The 15,920-nt window shown below is 60.9% G+C and carries 15 protein-coding genes; 9 read left to right on the top strand and 6 right to left on the bottom strand.

What is annotated here, in order from left to right; all coding sequences use genetic code 11:
* The first annotated feature begins 2 nt into the window (after positions 1-2).
* Entirely contained in the window at positions 3-818 is an 816-nt protein-coding gene (locus IPK17_RS08080) for an NYN domain-containing protein (protein WP_343417177.1), read from the top strand.
* 198 nt (positions 819-1,016) lie between these two features.
* Here IPK17_RS08080 and IPK17_RS08075 read toward each other — a convergent pair whose 3' ends face one another.
* Positions 1,017-1,601 (bottom strand): hypothetical protein, encoded by a 585-nt coding sequence (locus tag IPK17_RS08075; RefSeq protein ID WP_343417176.1) that lies wholly within the window; start codon positions 1,599-1,601, stop codon positions 1,017-1,019.
* Positions 1,602-1,769: 168 nt separating this feature from the next.
* On the opposite strand from IPK17_RS08075, the gene IPK17_RS08070 reads away from it, so the two are divergent.
* Together IPK17_RS08070 and IPK17_RS08065 are read left to right on the top strand one after the other, a co-directional pair.
* Positions 1,770-2,594, top strand: a complete 825-nt coding sequence (locus tag IPK17_RS08070) for a class I SAM-dependent methyltransferase (RefSeq protein ID WP_343417175.1) — start codon at positions 1,770-1,772, stop codon at positions 2,592-2,594.
* An 88-nt stretch (positions 2,595-2,682) separates the two neighbouring features.
* Positions 2,683-3,789 (top strand): hypothetical protein, encoded by a 1,107-nt coding sequence (locus IPK17_RS08065; RefSeq protein WP_343417174.1) that lies wholly within the window; start codon positions 2,683-2,685, stop codon positions 3,787-3,789.
* 713 nt (positions 3,790-4,502) lie between these two features.
* Here IPK17_RS08065 and IPK17_RS08060 read toward each other — a convergent pair.
* Positions 4,503-5,135, bottom strand: coding sequence for a response regulator (locus IPK17_RS08060; RefSeq protein ID WP_343417173.1), 633 nt, complete (start codon positions 5,133-5,135; stop codon positions 4,503-4,505).
* Between the two features lie 166 nt (positions 5,136-5,301).
* On the opposite strand from IPK17_RS08060, the gene IPK17_RS08055 reads away from it, so the two are divergent.
* Together IPK17_RS08055 and IPK17_RS08050 are read left to right on the top strand one after the other, a co-directional pair.
* A complete protein-coding gene (locus tag IPK17_RS08055; protein ID WP_343417172.1) occupies positions 5,302-7,272 on the top strand; it encodes a DUF2207 family protein in 1,971 nt (656 codons plus the stop codon).
* Positions 7,273-7,324: 52 nt separating this feature from the next.
* Positions 7,325-8,827 (top strand): hypothetical protein, encoded by a 1,503-nt coding sequence (locus IPK17_RS08050; protein WP_343417171.1) that lies wholly within the window; start codon positions 7,325-7,327, stop codon positions 8,825-8,827.
* A gap of 62 nt (positions 8,828-8,889) precedes the next feature.
* On the opposite strand, the gene IPK17_RS08045 is transcribed toward IPK17_RS08050, so the two are convergent.
* Genes IPK17_RS08045 through IPK17_RS08030 form a run of 4 tightly spaced genes read right to left on the bottom strand, consistent with a single transcriptional unit; the run spans position 8,890 to position 11,463 of the window.
* Entirely contained in the window at positions 8,890-10,341 is a 1,452-nt protein-coding gene (locus IPK17_RS08045; protein ID WP_343417170.1) for a hypothetical protein, read from the bottom strand.
* 4 nt (positions 10,342-10,345) lie between these two features.
* Positions 10,346-10,843 (bottom strand): hypothetical protein, encoded by a 498-nt coding sequence (locus IPK17_RS08040; protein WP_343417169.1) that lies wholly within the window; start codon positions 10,841-10,843, stop codon positions 10,346-10,348.
* A gap of 3 nt (positions 10,844-10,846) precedes the next feature.
* Entirely contained in the window at positions 10,847-11,212 is a 366-nt protein-coding gene (locus IPK17_RS08035) for a type II toxin-antitoxin system RelE/ParE family toxin (RefSeq protein WP_343417168.1), read from the bottom strand.
* Positions 11,209-11,463, bottom strand: a complete 255-nt coding sequence (locus IPK17_RS08030; protein ID WP_343417167.1) for a hypothetical protein — start codon at positions 11,461-11,463, stop codon at positions 11,209-11,211. The genes IPK17_RS08035 and IPK17_RS08030 overlap by 4 nt, the downstream gene beginning before the upstream one ends.
* 99 nt (positions 11,464-11,562) lie before the next feature.
* On the opposite strand from IPK17_RS08030, the gene IPK17_RS08025 reads away from it, so the two are divergent.
* The 4 genes from IPK17_RS08025 (at position 11,563) to IPK17_RS08010 (ending at position 15,875) form a co-directional block, all read left to right on the top strand.
* Positions 11,563-12,348 carry a sulfite exporter TauE/SafE family protein gene (locus tag IPK17_RS08025; RefSeq protein WP_343417166.1) on the top strand — a complete coding sequence of 262 codons (786 nt, stop codon included), beginning with the start codon at positions 11,563-11,565 and terminating at the stop codon, positions 12,346-12,348.
* A gap of 389 nt (positions 12,349-12,737) precedes the next feature.
* Positions 12,738-13,658 (top strand): proline dehydrogenase family protein, encoded by a 921-nt coding sequence (locus IPK17_RS08020; RefSeq protein WP_343417165.1) that lies wholly within the window; start codon positions 12,738-12,740, stop codon positions 13,656-13,658.
* A 71-nt stretch (positions 13,659-13,729) separates the two neighbouring features.
* Complete coding sequence (locus tag IPK17_RS08015) at positions 13,730-14,524, top strand: alpha/beta fold hydrolase (RefSeq protein ID WP_343417164.1); 795 nt, start codon at positions 13,730-13,732, stop codon at positions 14,522-14,524.
* On the top strand, positions 14,514-15,875 hold the full coding sequence (locus tag IPK17_RS08010; RefSeq protein ID WP_343417163.1) for a glycosyltransferase family 39 protein: 1,362 nt from the start codon (positions 14,514-14,516) through the stop codon (positions 15,873-15,875). The genes IPK17_RS08015 and IPK17_RS08010 overlap by 11 nt, the downstream gene beginning before the upstream one ends.
* Positions 15,876-15,920: the final 45 nt, after the last annotated feature.

Genomic DNA, 15,920 nt, shown 5'->3' with positions numbered 1-15,920 from the left:
CTGTGGCGTCCGCGAACGATACCAATCGCCGCCTCGCCATGCTGATCGATGGTGACAACGCCAGCGCCGCGATCATCGGGGAGATGCTGGCGGAAACGAGCAAGTACGGCCTCGTCACCATCCGCCGCATTTACGGCGATTGGACGGAGTCGAACATGAAGAGCTGGAAGGAGACGCTGCAAAGCCACGCCCTCCAGCCGATTCAGCAGTTTCGCAACACGGTCGGCAAGAACGCGACCGACAGCGCCATGATCATTGACGCGATGGATATCCTGTACACGTCCGGCGTTGATGGCTTCTGCCTTGTCTCCAGCGACAGCGATTACACGCGCTTGGCCATTCGCATTCGCGAGAAGAATCTGTTCGTCATGGGGATTGGCCGTCTGCTCACGCCGCGCTCGTTCGTCAACGCCTGCGATCTGTTTGTGTACACCGAAAACCTCGCCAAGAGCGAAGCGCCACCCGAAATCGTCACCAAGCCGCCCACGCCGACCAAAGCCACACCCGCTAAACCGGACGAAGAGGCCGCCGAACCGCCCGCCGATGTGCGCGTGCTGTTCCGCATGGCGTATGATCTCGCCGTACAGGAGGATGGCTGGGCGTTCTTGGGCGCGATGGGCAACAAGCTGCGTCAGCTTGACCCGGCGTTCGACCCGCGCACGTATGGTCACCGGCAGCTCCTGTCGCTGATTCAGGCGTACCCGAACATGTTCGAGGTGCGCAAGTCCCGCCCGGCGAAGGGCGGCGCGAGCGCGATCTACGTGCGCTTGAAAGGCCGCGCCGCTCCACCCGCAAAGTCGGGCACCTCCGGCGATTGAATCGAAAACGCGAGACGACCTGTCTCGCGTTTTTGTCAACCACCCACCTCCGGCCCCTCCCCGAATTCGGGGGGGAGTCAGCAAGTATCCGCCAGGCCGAAACGGTTTTCGTAGGGACGCGATAAATCGCGTCCGCTGATCGCTATCACCAACAGCAACCTATTTAAAGAGCCTGATCTCTTGAAATTAGGACGACGCTTATGTGAACTTGAAGTAGGCGTAAGCGTGCCGCCGCAGCGCCGTGTTCTTGATGTTGGTGATGCGTTCCAGCAGTTCCAGCCTGGGTTCGGTGCTGGTCATCTTCATCTGATACAGCTCGGTGTATTCCTTGAGCGCGAACTCGAAGAATTCGTGAGCGTGTACGGGATCGTGCGTTTGCAGCACGTTGATCAGCACGTCGGCGTCGCTGGGCACGAAGACGTACCATTCACGCCGGAAGGTCTGTCGCCCCAGATGCGTGAGAAAGTTGTGGATGCTCGTTTCCAACTGCGTCGCTTCGCTGCGCCCCCGGCATTTGATTTTGACGAGGAGTTCGATCTCCTGCCCGGTCAGGTTGTCGCGTTCCGGTTTCATGCGCAGGGCATCCTCGCCGCGCACGATCTTGAGCTTGTCGCTCGTCTTGCCGACATAGACACACGTTTCGATCTGGTTCTGGTCGAAGAGAATGCGCGCGATGGTGCGGGCTGTCCCCGGCTGGACTTGCGCGCCCGTGCAGTCGAGCAGTTTGATGCGGCCGTCTTGAAAGTGGATCGTGTAGACGCCATCGCGGTCGTTGAAACTCATCGGGCTTCTCCTCGTGCAGCCGAGTCGTGATTGTCAGCTTCAGATATGGTAGCTTCACTTTGCATCTGCCGAAAGTATTTCGCCCGACATTACTATTTGACCGTTCAGCGCCGCTAAAACGGACTATACTGACAATCAACAGTCCGTGCTGTGTGAAAAGAGGGCAGGATGACCACCCCCAAGCGTCTGGAAAACTGGGATGCGGGCGGGATTTACGAGTCGTATGTTGGGCGCTGGAGCCGCCTCGTCGCCGCCGAATTTGTGCCGTGGCTCGGCGTGTCGCCGCGTGGGCGTTGGCTGGATGTCGGCTGCGGAACGGGCGCGCTCAGCCAGTCAATTTTGCGCGTGGCTGAGCCTGCTGCCGTCTCGGGTGTCGACAAATCGGCGGCGTTCGTCGCATATGCGCGGCAGCAGGTGAGCGATGACCGGGTTACCTTTCAGGTTGGTGACGCCGTGAGCCTGCCCGTCGAGCGCGATCACTATGACGCGGCAGTCTCCGGTTTGTGCCTGAATTTTGTGCCGGACCACCTGCGGATGGTGCAGGAAATGACGCAGGCGGTGCGTCCCGGTGGCACGGTTGCAGTGTATGTGTGGGATTACGCCGACCAGATGCAGTTGATGCGCTACTTCTGGGACGCGGTCGTGGCGCTCAATGCCGGGGCGCTGGAACTGGACGAAAGCCGCCGCTTTCCCATCTGTCAGCCGGAACCGCTGGCGGCGCTGTGGCGCAGCGCGGGACTCGAGCAGGTCAGCACGCGCAGCATCGACATACCAACCCAGTTCCGCGATTTCGACGATTATTGGACGCCCTTCCTCGGCGGGCAGGGCACCGCGCCGACCTATGTGCAGGCGCTGGACGCAAAGGCTCGCGATCAACTGCGCGACTCTGCGCGACTATCTGCGCGAGCGGCTCCCAACCGCGGTGGATGGCTCCATCAATCTGATCGCGCGGGCGTGGGCCGTGCGCGGCGTCCGAATTGTCAGAAAACCTGAATAAGCCGCATCCCAACCGTACGCCGCTGCGTATAGCGCATAACGCAAACCTCGCCCGCCAGGTGAGACCTAGTCGTCGCACGAGGTGATGATGAAAAAATTGCTGCTCATGTTGGTGGTACTGACCGGATTTACGTCCGTCCACGCGCAAAATACCGACCCACGCTCGTTTCTCATGGGTTTCACGCCGTTTCCCTATGATATTAGCGTCGAGGCTGTCACCTACACCTATGATCGCATTGCTGACGATGCGGATCTCATCGTGCAGCACTTCGATAACGGCGTGCCGTGGACGGAGGCGCTCGCCAACGAGCCGTACAACCAGCACGTGCTCGATGATATGTCATGGCGGCGGGCGCTCAATCCGCGCGATCATCAACTGCTGCTGACAACCACACCGATTGCCTTCACACGGGACGGCTTGGCGGAGTATCGCGGTACGGGCGATCAAATGCCGCTGCCCGCGCCGTTTGCCAGTTACCCCTTCGATCACCCGGACGTGATCGCCGCGTACATTCAGTACTGCGACACAATGATCGAGTATTTCCAACCGGACTACTTCATGTTCGGCATTGAGGTCAATCTGCTGATGAAGCTCGCGCCGGAGAAGTGGGAGGCCTACATGGTGCTGCATCGCGCCGTCTATGCGCACCTCAAGGAACGTTACCCCGACTTGCCCGCGTTCGTCTCACTGACCGGGATCGATGTGGCTGAGGGGTATACGGATGCGAACCACGCGAATCAGATGCGCGCGCTCAATGACCTGCTCGACTACACGGACATCATCGGTTGGTCGGTTTATCCCTATTTCACCGATTACATGACCATCGCGATCCCGACCGAACTTTTTGATGAACTGGCGGCGCTGACCGATAAGCCGCAGGCCGTGACCGAAACAGGGTATCCCGCGCAGGATTTCGCTATTTACATCGGCGATCTGCGCGTTGAATTCAACTCCGATTCGACCAAGCAGCAGGCATGGATTGATTATCTGCTCAATTCCGCGCAGGAGCACGACTTTGAATTCGTGGTCAACTTTGTGCTGCGCGATTATGACGCGGTGTGGCGTTGGTTAGGGTCAAACGAAACCTTGGAAATCGCGTGGCGCGACACGGGACTGTACGACGAGGACGGCGGCGAACGTCCCGCGCTCGCCGTGTGGCGGGAGTGGCTGGCGCGCCCGTTATCTGGTTGACGTGATGTGTGATTGTAGGGGCAGACCGCTGTGTCTGCCCAACTGAGGGCGCACACACAAGTGCGCCCTTACGGGAATACCCTGCTCAATTGAGAGGACTTGCCAGAAGGCGCACTAAGTTAGCGTCCGTTAGGGATAAGCCTCATGCGTGCGTCCCCCTCACCCCCAACCCCGCTCCCACGCAAGCGGGGAGCGAGGAGACGAACCCGGTTTTTGCTGTCTCCCCTCCCTGAATTCGGCTGACGGAGGGACAGTTTTAACATTGGGAACCATTAAGGCACCAGTTTGAGGGGAAACAGATTTCGTAGGGACGCGCAACGGCGCGTCCGTTTTGCGCACGATCTGGCGGACGCCCCGTTGGGCGTCCCTACAATCCTCTCGATTGTTAAAAGTGTCCCTCCGTCAACTGAATTCGGGGAGGGGCCGAGGGCTCTCAGGGGTAGGTTTTTAATTGTAGGGACGAGGCATGCCTCGTCCTCTTGCCAAAACAACCGTCACCCTATTCGCTAAAACCTTCTTTTGCTTTCACGGATGGCAGGCTTTTCGTCCAATCCAGAGAAAAACAGGACGAGGCATGCCTCGTCCCTACAGGGGTTTTGGCGAAAGAAACGCGCATTCCATTAGGAAGCATTAAAAACCTACCCCTGACAGGGGCCGGGGGTGGGGTCAGCGAAGCGTTATCCCTAACTGACGTTAAGTTAGCGTTTTAGAAACTAGACGAGGTTGTTCTTGGCGGCCAGCACAATGGCTTCGGAACGGGTTTGCACGCCCATTTTGTCGAGCAGGTTGGCGATGTGAAACTTGACCGTTGACTGGCTGATGACGAAGCGCGCCGCGATCTCGCCGTTGTTCAGGCCTTCCGCCATCGCGCGCAAAATCTCCAGCTCGCGCTGCGTCAGCTTGAAGTCCTGCCCCGCGTCCGCTTGCAGACCCACGCCGCCGAGCAGTACGCGCGCGACTTCTGCCGAGAGCACGGTATTGCCCGCGGAGATCGTGCGGATGGTATGCACGAGGTCGGTGACCAGTGAGGTTTTGAGGATGTAGCCGATGGCGCCGCCCGCCAGCATCGCATGCACGCTGTCGTCGTCCTGAAAGGCCGAGAGCACAAGAATTTTGATGTGCGGGAAGGTCTGGTGCACGCGCTGGGTGGCTTCGATGCCATCCATGACGGGCATAATCACGTCCATGAGGATGATATCGGGTTGGTGTTCGGCACACAGCAGCAGCGCTTCCTGGCCATTGCTGCACTGCGCCACCAGCGTGATGTCGGTCGCTGCCTCCAGAATGGTAGAGACAATTTTGTGAATGTGCGCGTGGTCGTCGACGAGCATGACGCGTATCGGCATTGCAGCTTCCTTGCACCAACAGCCTTACTTCACCTAAGTACCATTGTAACACTAGCCAGGCTTTTCCGTGCAAGGTTGTTACGAAATAAGTACTGGCTCATGTATTTGAGAGCGCAAACTTCGCCATTCTTCCGTAAAATCAAGCTGGAACTACAAGGGAGAGACGATGATGCGCCGATGGCTATTGATCCTACTGATCCTGCTGGTGAGCGGCGGCAGCGTGTACGCGCAGGACAACCGCTCGGTCTACGGCGAACGCTGGAACGTGGCGATCACGGAGGTCGATGCCGTCGCGAACAGCTTCCATGTCACTGAACAGCAGGATTTGACGTTCACCGGGACGTTCCGCGCGGGGACGCGCACGCTCAGCTTGGCCAATTTGGAACGCTACTCCAACCTGCGTGTGAGCGTGGACGGCCTGCGGCTCACCGAGGGCTGCGACGAGCAACCGGGGCATGTGTGCATCACGAACGGGGGCGACGAGGTGCGCGTGCGCTATGTGTTTCCAGCGCCCGTCACCGATGAAACCGTGCGCATCAAGCTCGAATATGACCTGATTGGCGCGATTCGCATCTACGATGGCGGCGATCAGATTCAGTGGCGGGCGATCCCCGAAGACCACGACTACCCGATCCGCCGCTCGTTGATCACGCTTCAGCTCCCCGAAGGCTACGCGCCGCGCGCGGGAGTTGACCCGGTCACGGCCAGCACAGGCACGGTCGAGGTGGAAGACGGCGTGGTCAGCGTGACCATCCTCGACGGCATTGCGGCCAATACGTTTGTCAGCGTGCGTGTGCAGTTCCCGCACCACCCGGAGGCGCGCACCCCGGCCTGGCAGATCACGGCGCTGGAACAGGAAACCTTCCGCGCGGAGCAGCTCCCGCTCATCAATGTGCTGGCGCTGGCGCTGGCGGCTGTCCTCGGTTTGGGCGTGCCGCTGACCATCGTCACGCTGCTGCTGCGCCAACAGCAGGTGCGTGTCATCGTGCCCGAATATCTGACCGAACCACCGGATAATCTGCCGCCTGCGCTGGCCGCCGCGCTGCTGGACAGTCGCTCGGTGGGGGCGCGTCATGTGCTGGCGACCCTCTTCGATCTGGCGCATCGCGGCTATCTGCAAATGGAACAGCTCGCGGATGATCATCTCTTCCGCCAGTTGAAACCCGCCGTGGGCGAGATGCTGCGCCCGTTCGAACACCAGATTTTGCGCAGAGTCTTCAGCAGTCTGGATGCGCGCACGGTCAGTTCGCTGGAGAACAGCTTCTATACCGTGCTCGGCACAATCTCCCAGTCGATTCGCGCCGACCTCGAAGGTGCAGGCCTCGTTCGACCGCGGGGCGCGAGCCGCCGTGGGACAGTCTCGTTCATCAGCCTCGGGCTGATCATGATCGGCCTCGGCGTGATCGTGTATTGGCGCGACCGCATCGCAGCGCAAATCGGCGCGGTTTTCGGCGGGCTGCCGGGCAGCGATTTCACCGGGCTGGTCATCCTGATCGGTGTGGTCATGATCGTCGATGGCCTCAGCGCGTGGCTGCTGCTCCGACGTTTCACCAATCGCACGCGCCAAGGCGAAGAAGCCTTCGCCAAGTGGTCGGCTTTCCGGCGCTACCTTGAAAAAGCCGACGTGTTGCAGGATCAGCTCGGCATGAGTGTGGCGAATTTCAGCCGCTATCTACCCTATACCATCGCCTTCGGGCTGGATCAGGCGTGGATCCGGCGCTTGAGCCGCGAACCGGATGTGATCGCGCCGCCGTGGTATATCCCGTTCCACCCGTTGCCGTACAGCTTCGACCCGAGTGATACCTTCGATTTCGACCAGAACGCTTCTGCCCCAAGCGCCGACGGTATCCCGCTGCCGAATGTCGGCGCGAGCCTCGATTCACTGTCGCAGGGGTTGAGCGCCTCGCTCGCCTCGATCAGCACCGGCTTGACGGAGATGCTCAACTCGGCGGCGTCCGCCATGACCAGCCATCCCGCGCCCATCTCCACCGGGAGCAGCACCAGCACGTGGAGCAGCGGCAGCGACAGCAGTTGGAGTTCCGGCGGCGATAGCTGGAGCGGCGGGGGCGACTCTGGTGGCGGGGGCGACTCGGGCGGTGGGGGTGACTCCGGTGGGGGCGGATCGAGCTTCGATTAATAGAGCCTCAAGTTATCGATTACCGGTCTGGCGCTATACTACAGGTGCATTCATGCAGCTTTACAATTATGTGGGAAGCACCATGTTCTCAATTCGTCGTTTCCTTCTGTTGATCGTGCTGATCGCGCTCTCGGCCTGTGCGGGCGCGGGCGCATCGGTCACCGTGACGCCGACTGTCGAGGATAGTCAGGCGCAAGCTGTCACCGCGGAAGCCCTGCCGCCGCCGCAGCTCCTCGCGTGGGTCGATATTCAGGGCGGGCGCGATGCTCACACCGGCGGGCAAATCGCGCTGATCGAGGCTGATGGTACGATCAGCCCGGTGCTGCCGCTGGCCGCCACCGATTCACTCGTTGTGCCGTGCGGCCAGTCCGGTGATACTGTCGCCGTCTACGCGGGCGGCGCGTCGGGCAGCCTGTACCTGCTCAACGGGACGCAGATCTCCGCCCCGCTGGCCACCACCTACAACCTCGCCTGCTTTGACGATGGCACGTTCCAGTTCGCGCCGGATGGATCACGCCTCGCCTATCTCGATTACAACCCGTCCGCCTTCACCAAAGAGTACGCCGATGGCGTGCTGCACGTGCTGGACACCGCGTCGCTCGGCGCGGTCGCCTCGTTTGACGATGTGACCACCTATGTGCTCGAAGACAACCGCGCCGTGTTCGTCCGCTTCTACCAGAACGCGCGCGGCGAAGCCGTCGAAGCGGCGATTCTGCTGTGGGATGGCACCGATAACCGCGAAATTCTCACGCTCACCCCAACCGGGGAAACGTGTCGCTTCACCAGCGCGGCGCTGGCGCTGCACGGCGATCAAGCCGCGGTGGTGCTGGGGCAGCGCTGCACGAATCAGGGCACGGACTGGCAGCTCTATACCGTCGACCTGAACGAGCGCATGGGGACGCTGGCGGCATCTGCGGACACAGGCGGCGTGTATTTACCCTATGCGCGTACCAATAACATTTGGTTGTCGCCGAATGGGACGTATGCCTATATCACCGTGCCGGACGGCGTGACCTCGCGCACGGCGTCGCTGGTGCTCGTCAACATGACCGATTACTCGGTGCTGACGCTGATCGACCGCCAGGTGCTGCTGCCGCATCACGAAGACCCACGCCGCGTGCGCGTTCAGTCGCCGGATGGCGCGTGGCTGGCGCTGCCGATCACTTCGCCGGGGAATAACCGCAACGGCTTGACCGTCATCGAATTGAACGATCCGTCGATGCCGGTGCGCCTCGACCTGGCTCTGGATACCATCGGCGGGATTGCGTTTGCACCGAACAACGTGGTCTACGCCGAGATCAACGCGAACGGCGACGGCTCGCTCAACGCGCTCGATCTCACTGCCGGGACGACGCGGCGTGTGCTGCGTGGCAATTTTCAGGATGGCCTGCTGGTCACGCCGGACGGGAGCGGTGTCGTCGCGCAGTTGTATGCGGGCGATGCACCCTACTACAGCGATCTGGTCGGTGTGACGCTTGGCGATGGCGTGCTGTCACCGCTGTACACGGGCAACCCGGCAAACCGCGCGCAGCCCCTCGCGTGGGTCACGCCGTGACCTTACCTCACCCCCCAGCCCCCTCTCCGCATGGAGAGGGGGTTAGGGGGTGACGTTGACTCTCACCCAAATCTTCTATTCAGCAGCACGCGGTCGTTGAAGAGGAAGCGCACGCTTTCGATGTCGTCCGTCAGCACGAGGTCGAACAGCACATTCGGGTAACGCTCGGCGATGGCGACGCGCAGCGCTTCGGCAGTGTCCGGCGGCGTGATCACCGTGACGGCCAGGCTCTGCGTGTTGGGAATATAGTCGATCAGCTCCGTGTGCGCGGTGACGATCGGGCGGAAGAGGTTCCAATACGACTGCGCCGTCTCGAAGAACCAGCGCGGTTCCAACCCCGGCCCAAGAATGATCATGTGATAATCCGGCGCGCCGTGAATCGGTCCCGGCCCGAAATCCTCCGGCTGGACTGGCCCGCCGAAATTCGGATTCATCACCTCGGTATCAGGCACCTCTTTGAAGATCGGCGGCGTCTCCGCCAGCCGACCAATCGCCGGGGCGGTGGTTGGCACGTAGTATTCATCTTCTTTCCACAGCGTCACCCCGAAGAACCACGGCGGCGCTTGCCGCGCGATCCATTCGAACATGGCGACAGTCGCCTCGGCCTGACTGTTCTCGTCGTAGGGCGGGTAGCGCCGATCCTGCTGGAAGGAGCCGCCACGAAACGGCCAGATGCCGCCTTCCGTGCCGAGCACGGGGACCACCTGCGCGCCGAACATCTGCGCGGCGCGTTCGTTGAACATCATGCCCATCGCCAGCAAGCCGACCGGATCGCCGTAGGGCGTTTGCGGCGTGCCACCGTAGATCGTACGACCGGGGTCAGCGGCCTGCGAGATCGGATCATACGGATATTCGAAGTGCCAGCCGCCTTCGCGCGCGTTCTGCGCCGATGGCGGCCGTGCCCCACCGCCCGGCGCTTCCTGATAGAAGTGGTTGAGCGTGTACGGATGCGTCGCCACGTATAAACCGTTCGCCAGCACGTTGCGGAAGCGGTCAAAGTGGTTTTGCGCGAGGTAGTTGAGAAAAGCGTCCATCCACATGATGGCGGCGTAACGCGGCGTGTCGCTTTCCGCCAGCGGGATGAAACCGGGGTAGCACCCACGGCTGACCGTGTATTCTGCCCACAACAGCCAGTTATCCATCAGCGGGCGGATCACGTTGTCGACGTCCTGCCAGTTCGGGTCAAAGCCCTCCGGCCATTCGACGCCGAGATTCGGCTCATTGTAGAACTCGAACCACTTCACGCCCACGGCGATGAACGCATCCATGATCGAGCGCAGATTCTGGTCGAACGGCCCTGCGCCGTAGCGCCCCAGATACAGACGTACCACGGGCGTAATGCCCATGCTCATGAGCACCTGCGCGTCGTCGACGTATTCGTAGCCCGCCGCCATCAGCTTCGCCCACCCGGCGTGAATCTGCCCGTAGCGCGAAACTTCCAGCGGGGTCTGGTAAATGCTACTGACGTGCAAGCCGCGCGGGTTGCGCGACCATACATAATCGCTTAAGCGCATCGGTTCAGCCTCCGGTGATGGGACCCGGCGTCGGGTTGATCTGCTGGCGGGTGGACTCGGGTGTGAGCAGCGCGGGATCAGGCGTCTGCGTGATGAAGCCCGGCGGATGCGTCGCCGTGGGGATGACCACCGGCATATTCGGGTCGTAGGTCGGCGTCGGGATCGAGAGCGGCATGCCGAACGGCTGCCCCTGTTCGGCGCGGCGGTTGAGTTCCGCTTTGGCGTCGTCGAACGCCTCGAAAACGACGGGATCGTAGTAGGCGTTGGGCGCGGTGACGATCATCTGCCGCGCGATATCCGGCTCAATGTCGCGGCGCGCGACGACGGTCACCGTGACCGTTTTGTCGGGCGGCACGAGACCCATGAAGCGCGTGCTGCTGACCACGGTCGGGCGATAGCGTTCCCAGTATTGGCGCGCGGCGTCGAAGAGCCACTCCGAGCCGAGATTGGGGGCGATCAGCAAGAAATGGTGATCGGGGTAAATATCCGGTCCGATTTGCAAATGTTAGTCCTCTGCCGTTGGGGGCGCTGTAATTTCTTCGCTGATGATGCGTCGGATGTGCTCCAGCGGGATGTCGGTTTGTTCGGTTTTGGCGTAGATTTCGAGAAGATAGATCGTGCTTTCGGTGAGAATGTAATAGATGACGCGGTAGCCGCCGCTTTTCCCCGCCTGCGCATCACGGTTCGGCAGGCGTTCCTTGTAGACCGTGAAACCCGCGCCCGGAATCTGATCGCCGGGCGTTTCGCCGGAGCGCAGTTTCTGGATGAGCGGGTCAACATCGTAACCGATGCGGCGATATTTCTTGCTGAGACGCTTGAGTGAGCGTTCAAAATTGGGCGTTACGCGAACTTCGATGCTGGGATCAGTCATTGTTCGTCAGGTTGATCCAGAATATCCCACACGCTGGTAATTGGGGTTGTCTTCCCCCCGTTGACTTCTCGGACAGCCTGACGGAGGTTGGTCTCGATATCGATCACTGCATCATCATCGCTCGCTTGACGATGGAAGAGATCGAGCAGATAGTCTTCAGGTGTTTGCCGCGTAGCCCGCGCTAGTCGCTCAATCCGCGCTTTTTCTTCCGGCGTCAGCATCAGGATCAGTTGTTCGGTTCGGTCGCTCATCAGGACATCCCTCACAGTCCAATACCTACATCCTATCATAGATGGACTCATGGTGTCAGGATACACTAGTCAGACTTTGCTCATCAATGGAGTCCGCTCATGGAACAGGCGATCCCCCTGCTCATTCTGGGCTTGGCAGCCGGGGTACTTTCGGGAATGTTCGGTATCGGTGGGGGCGTGGTCATTGTCCCCGTTCTGGTCACCCTGTTTAGCTATGAACTCAAACCCGCGGTGGCGACGTCGCTCGGAGCGCTCTTGCTCCCGGTCGGCATCTTCGCTGTAATCGAATACTACCGCGCCGGGAAAATGAAAATCAGCGTGTCGGCGATCATCGCGCTCGGCTTGATCGTCGGCGGGTGGTTCGGGTCGCAGTTGGCGCTCAACCTCCCGGTTGACACGCTGCAGCGGCTGTACGGCGCGTTTTTGCTCTATGCGGCGTGGCGCTTTATGGAGCCGCGCAAATGGCTGGCGGATATTCGCGCAGGCACCAAGCCCGTCGAAGTCGTCGGGCACGAGACGAGCGCCTCGTTCATCAGCCTGTTGATCCTCGGGTTGGGCGCGGGCGTGGTCTCCGGCATGTTCGGCGTCGGCGGCGGCATCGTGATTGTGCCCGCGCTGGTCGCCTTCCTCAAGTTTGACCAAAAGCTGGCGGTCGGCACGTCATTGGGCGCGCTGCTGCTCCCGGTCGGCTTGGGCGGCGTGATCTCCTACTATCAGGCGAACATGTTCAATGTGCGGGATTCGGCGTTAATCGCGGCTGGTTTAGTGGTCGGCGCATTGGGCGGGGCGCGGTTGGCGCTCGGCTTGCCCTCGACAACGGTCAAGCGGCTGTACGGCATCTTCCTGCTGTTCGTGGGGCTGCGCTTCCTGCTGCAAATCGGCTGACCTCACGCCCGGCCTCTCTTCTACACCAGCGGGACGATGGACGTATAAGCTTCCGCCCTTCGACTAAGGCGAAAGGCTGCTATCAAGGATAGGTTCTTCATTTGTAGGGACGAGATAATGCGGTTTAACTTATGAAGGCGGAGTACCGACCCCACCCCCGGCCCCTCCCCGAATTCGGGGAGGGGAGCCAGCGTCCCACTTTTCTCCTCTCTCCCACGTGGGAGAGGGGTAATCCGTATCGTTTTCTTAAACTGCATTATCTCGTCCTTTCGTTGGGTTGATAAGGATTGAGGACGAGGCATGCCTCGTCCCTACAGGTTTTTCGTTTTGAATCAGGTCGTATTCAACCAAGCTGATAACAAATACAATGCGTGGAAAGGCGGAGACATATGCTGCGACGGTTACTCCTTTACTTATCGGCGGCGAAATGGGCGCGCGGAATCGTCATGCGCTGGGGCGTGGCGCGCACCGTGGCGCGGCGTTTCATCGCGGGTGAGACCATCGACGAGGCGCTGACCGTCAGCCGCCAGTTGAACGATCAGGGCTTGCTCGTCTCGCTTGACTACCTCGGCGAAAGCGTCGCGAGCGCCGCCGATACCGAAGACGTCGTCAGCACCTACCGCCGCCTGCTCGCGTCGATTCACGAACGTGGCCTACAAGCGGGCGTCTCGCTCAAGCTGACGCACCTCGGCCTGGATATCGGCGAAGAACTCTGCCTGCTCAACCTGCGGGCAATTCTCACCGACGCCAAGGCGCATGCTATCTCCGTCACCATCGACATGGAGAGCAGCGCCTACACCGAGAAGACGCTGCAAATCTTCCGCACCATGCATCAGGATTACGACTTCGACAACCTCGGTACGGTGATCCAAGCCTATCTCTTCCGCACGGCGGACGATATGCGCGCGCTGGCGACTGAAGGCGCGACCATTCGCCTGTGCAAGGGCGCTTACCTTGAACCGCCCACGGTCGCCTTCCCCGAAAAAGCCGACGTGGATAAGAACTACGTCGAGGTGATGCGCGCCTACCTCGCCGCGCCGCCGCCCGCCTATTTGCAGTTGGCGACGCACGACGAGAACATCATCCAGACGGCGGAAGGACTGATCCGCGCGGGCAATCTGCAGAACCGCAGCGAATTCCAGATGTTGTATGGCATCCGCAGCGCCCGCCAGCTCGAACTGGCACAGGCGGGTTTCCCGGTGCGGGTGTACGTCCCGTTTGGCGAAGCGTGGTATCCATACTTTATGCGCCGCCTCGCGGAGCGTCCGGCGAATCTGTGGTTCTTCGCGAAGAGCTTCTTCAAGTCTTAGGCGTACATAGCGATCACGGCCTGCCGCGCTACAATCAGCGGTGATCGGAACGCAAACGAAAGTGGACGGCGATGGCAACAGCCGAAATCAACGGGCAAGGCCTGTACTACGAGGACAGCGGCGGCGACCTCCCCGCGGTCGTGTTTATGCATGGCTTCCTGTTTGATCAGACCATGTTCGATCCGCAGGTGGAGTATTTGCGCGCCGATTACCGCTGCATCCGCTTTGACGCGCGCACGCTCGGGCAAACGCGCTGGGATGGCCGCCCATTCTCGCTTTACGACACCGCTGCCGATGCCATCGGTTTGCTCGATCAGCTGGGCATTCAACAGGCCGCTTTCGTCGGCATGTCGCAGGGTGGCTATACGTTAGTCCGCCTTGCGCTGCGCTACCCGGAACGCGTGTCCGCCGCCGTGTTCCTCAGCACCTACAACGGCATCGACACGGATGAGGTCAAAGCGATCTATCGCTCGATGCGTGATGGCTTCGCCGGGGACGGGAAGGCGGAAGTGATCAACGTGTTCGCCCAATTATTCCTCGGCACGCATCAGGCGCTGCGCGCTTACTGGATTCCGCGCTGGCAGGCGCTGCCGGCGGCCAATGTGTTTCATGGGATGAACACGCTGATCGACCGGGACGAGATCCCGAGCGCGAAAGCCGGACAGATAACCGCGCCTACGCTCGTCATGCACGGCGAAGGCGATCAGGGCATCCCGATGGCGCTGGCGGAACGCACGCTGGTGCGGGTGCTGCCCCACGTCAAGGGGCTGGTACGCATCCCCGGCGGCGCCCATGCGGCAAATCTGATGAATCCGGAGGCGACTAATCCGCCGCTCAAAGCCTTTCTGGATACGTATGCGCGCTAGTTTCCAACGTTATCGCGTGCCGCTGCTGTTGATCGGCGCGGCGATCATCCGCCTGATCGTGCTGCTGGCGTTCCCCGGCGTGTTCGCCTTCGAGCAGACGGGCGCGATTCACGGTTCGGGCGCGTTTGATACGTATGCGGTCAATTTGCTGCAAACGGGCGTCTACGGTCTGACCCCCGGCGTGCCGGATGCGATTCTCCCGCCCGGCTACAGCTATTTCCTCGCGGGCGTGTATGCCCTGTTGGGGCGCTCCGCGTTGAGCGTGGGCGCGGTCCATATCGCGCTGGATGTACTGTCGATCGCCGTGCTGGTCGAAATTGGGCGGCGCTTGTTCCGGCAGATGTGGATCGGCTGGATTGCTGGCGGGCTGTACGCGGTCTATCCCTATCTGATCTTCCAGAACCTCACGCTGATCGATACGCCATTCTTCATGGCGCTGCTCTACGCCTTTCTGCTCACTCTAATCGCGCTGCGCGACCGCGACCACTTGGACCGCGCGGCGTGGCTGCTCGCGCTCGGTGGCGGTGGCCTGCTCGGCGTGCTGGCGCTGGCGCGTCCGAACGTTTTGCCGCTCACCGCCTTGATCGCGATCTGGTTTTTATTCCGCCGCTCCTTGCTGAGCAGCATCCTCCGTTTAATTCCGGTGGCGCTCGTCAGCCTGCTCGTTGTGCTCCCGTGGTTCATCCGCAATGCTCACGTGTACGGCTCGTTCGGAACGTTTTCGGTGAATGGCGGGTCGAATTTCTATCAAGGCAACAATCCGCAGTCAATCCCGTTTTACCGCGCGGGCTACGATACGCAGTGGGTGACACCGCCCGCCGAGGAGATTCCCGAAACGCCCGCGGGGGATCGCCGTTGGTATGCGCTCACGTGGGACTACCTCAAGGCAAACCCCGCGGTGGTTCCCGAACTCCTGTGGGTGAAGTTCCTCACGCACTGGAGCATCGACATCTTCCCCCGGCTGAACCCGGTGGCCGGGGTCGTGCCCAGCCTCGACGCTCAGGGCAATGTGATCCCCGATGCGAATGCCCAAATCACGGGCGATGACCCCGTGACCCAGTATCAGCAGCCGTTGTTCGACCAGATCGGACGCGTGCTGCACCGGGTCTACTTCGGCGGGCTGCTGCTCCTTTCATTGATCGGTATCGTGCTCACGTTTAAGGAGTGGCGCGAGGTGTCGCTGCTGTGGTTCGTGCAGATCTGCATGACGCTCATTTACCTCATCTTCCACCCGTCCACGCGCTACCGCGTCCCGACCGATCCGCTGCTGTTCCTGTTTGCTGCGGCTGTGATCTATCTGGGCATCATGTGGTTACAGCAGCGCCTCAGCCGAGCAGTTCGTAACCACTAAAATCCTCATCTTAAGATTCTAAAAGTATGTTTTTCTCATAGGATA

Source organism: Candidatus Flexifilum breve, assembly GCF_016713355.1.
Note: the sequence above shows the minus strand (reverse complement) of the source record. Positions and strands in the feature narration are given on the sequence as shown.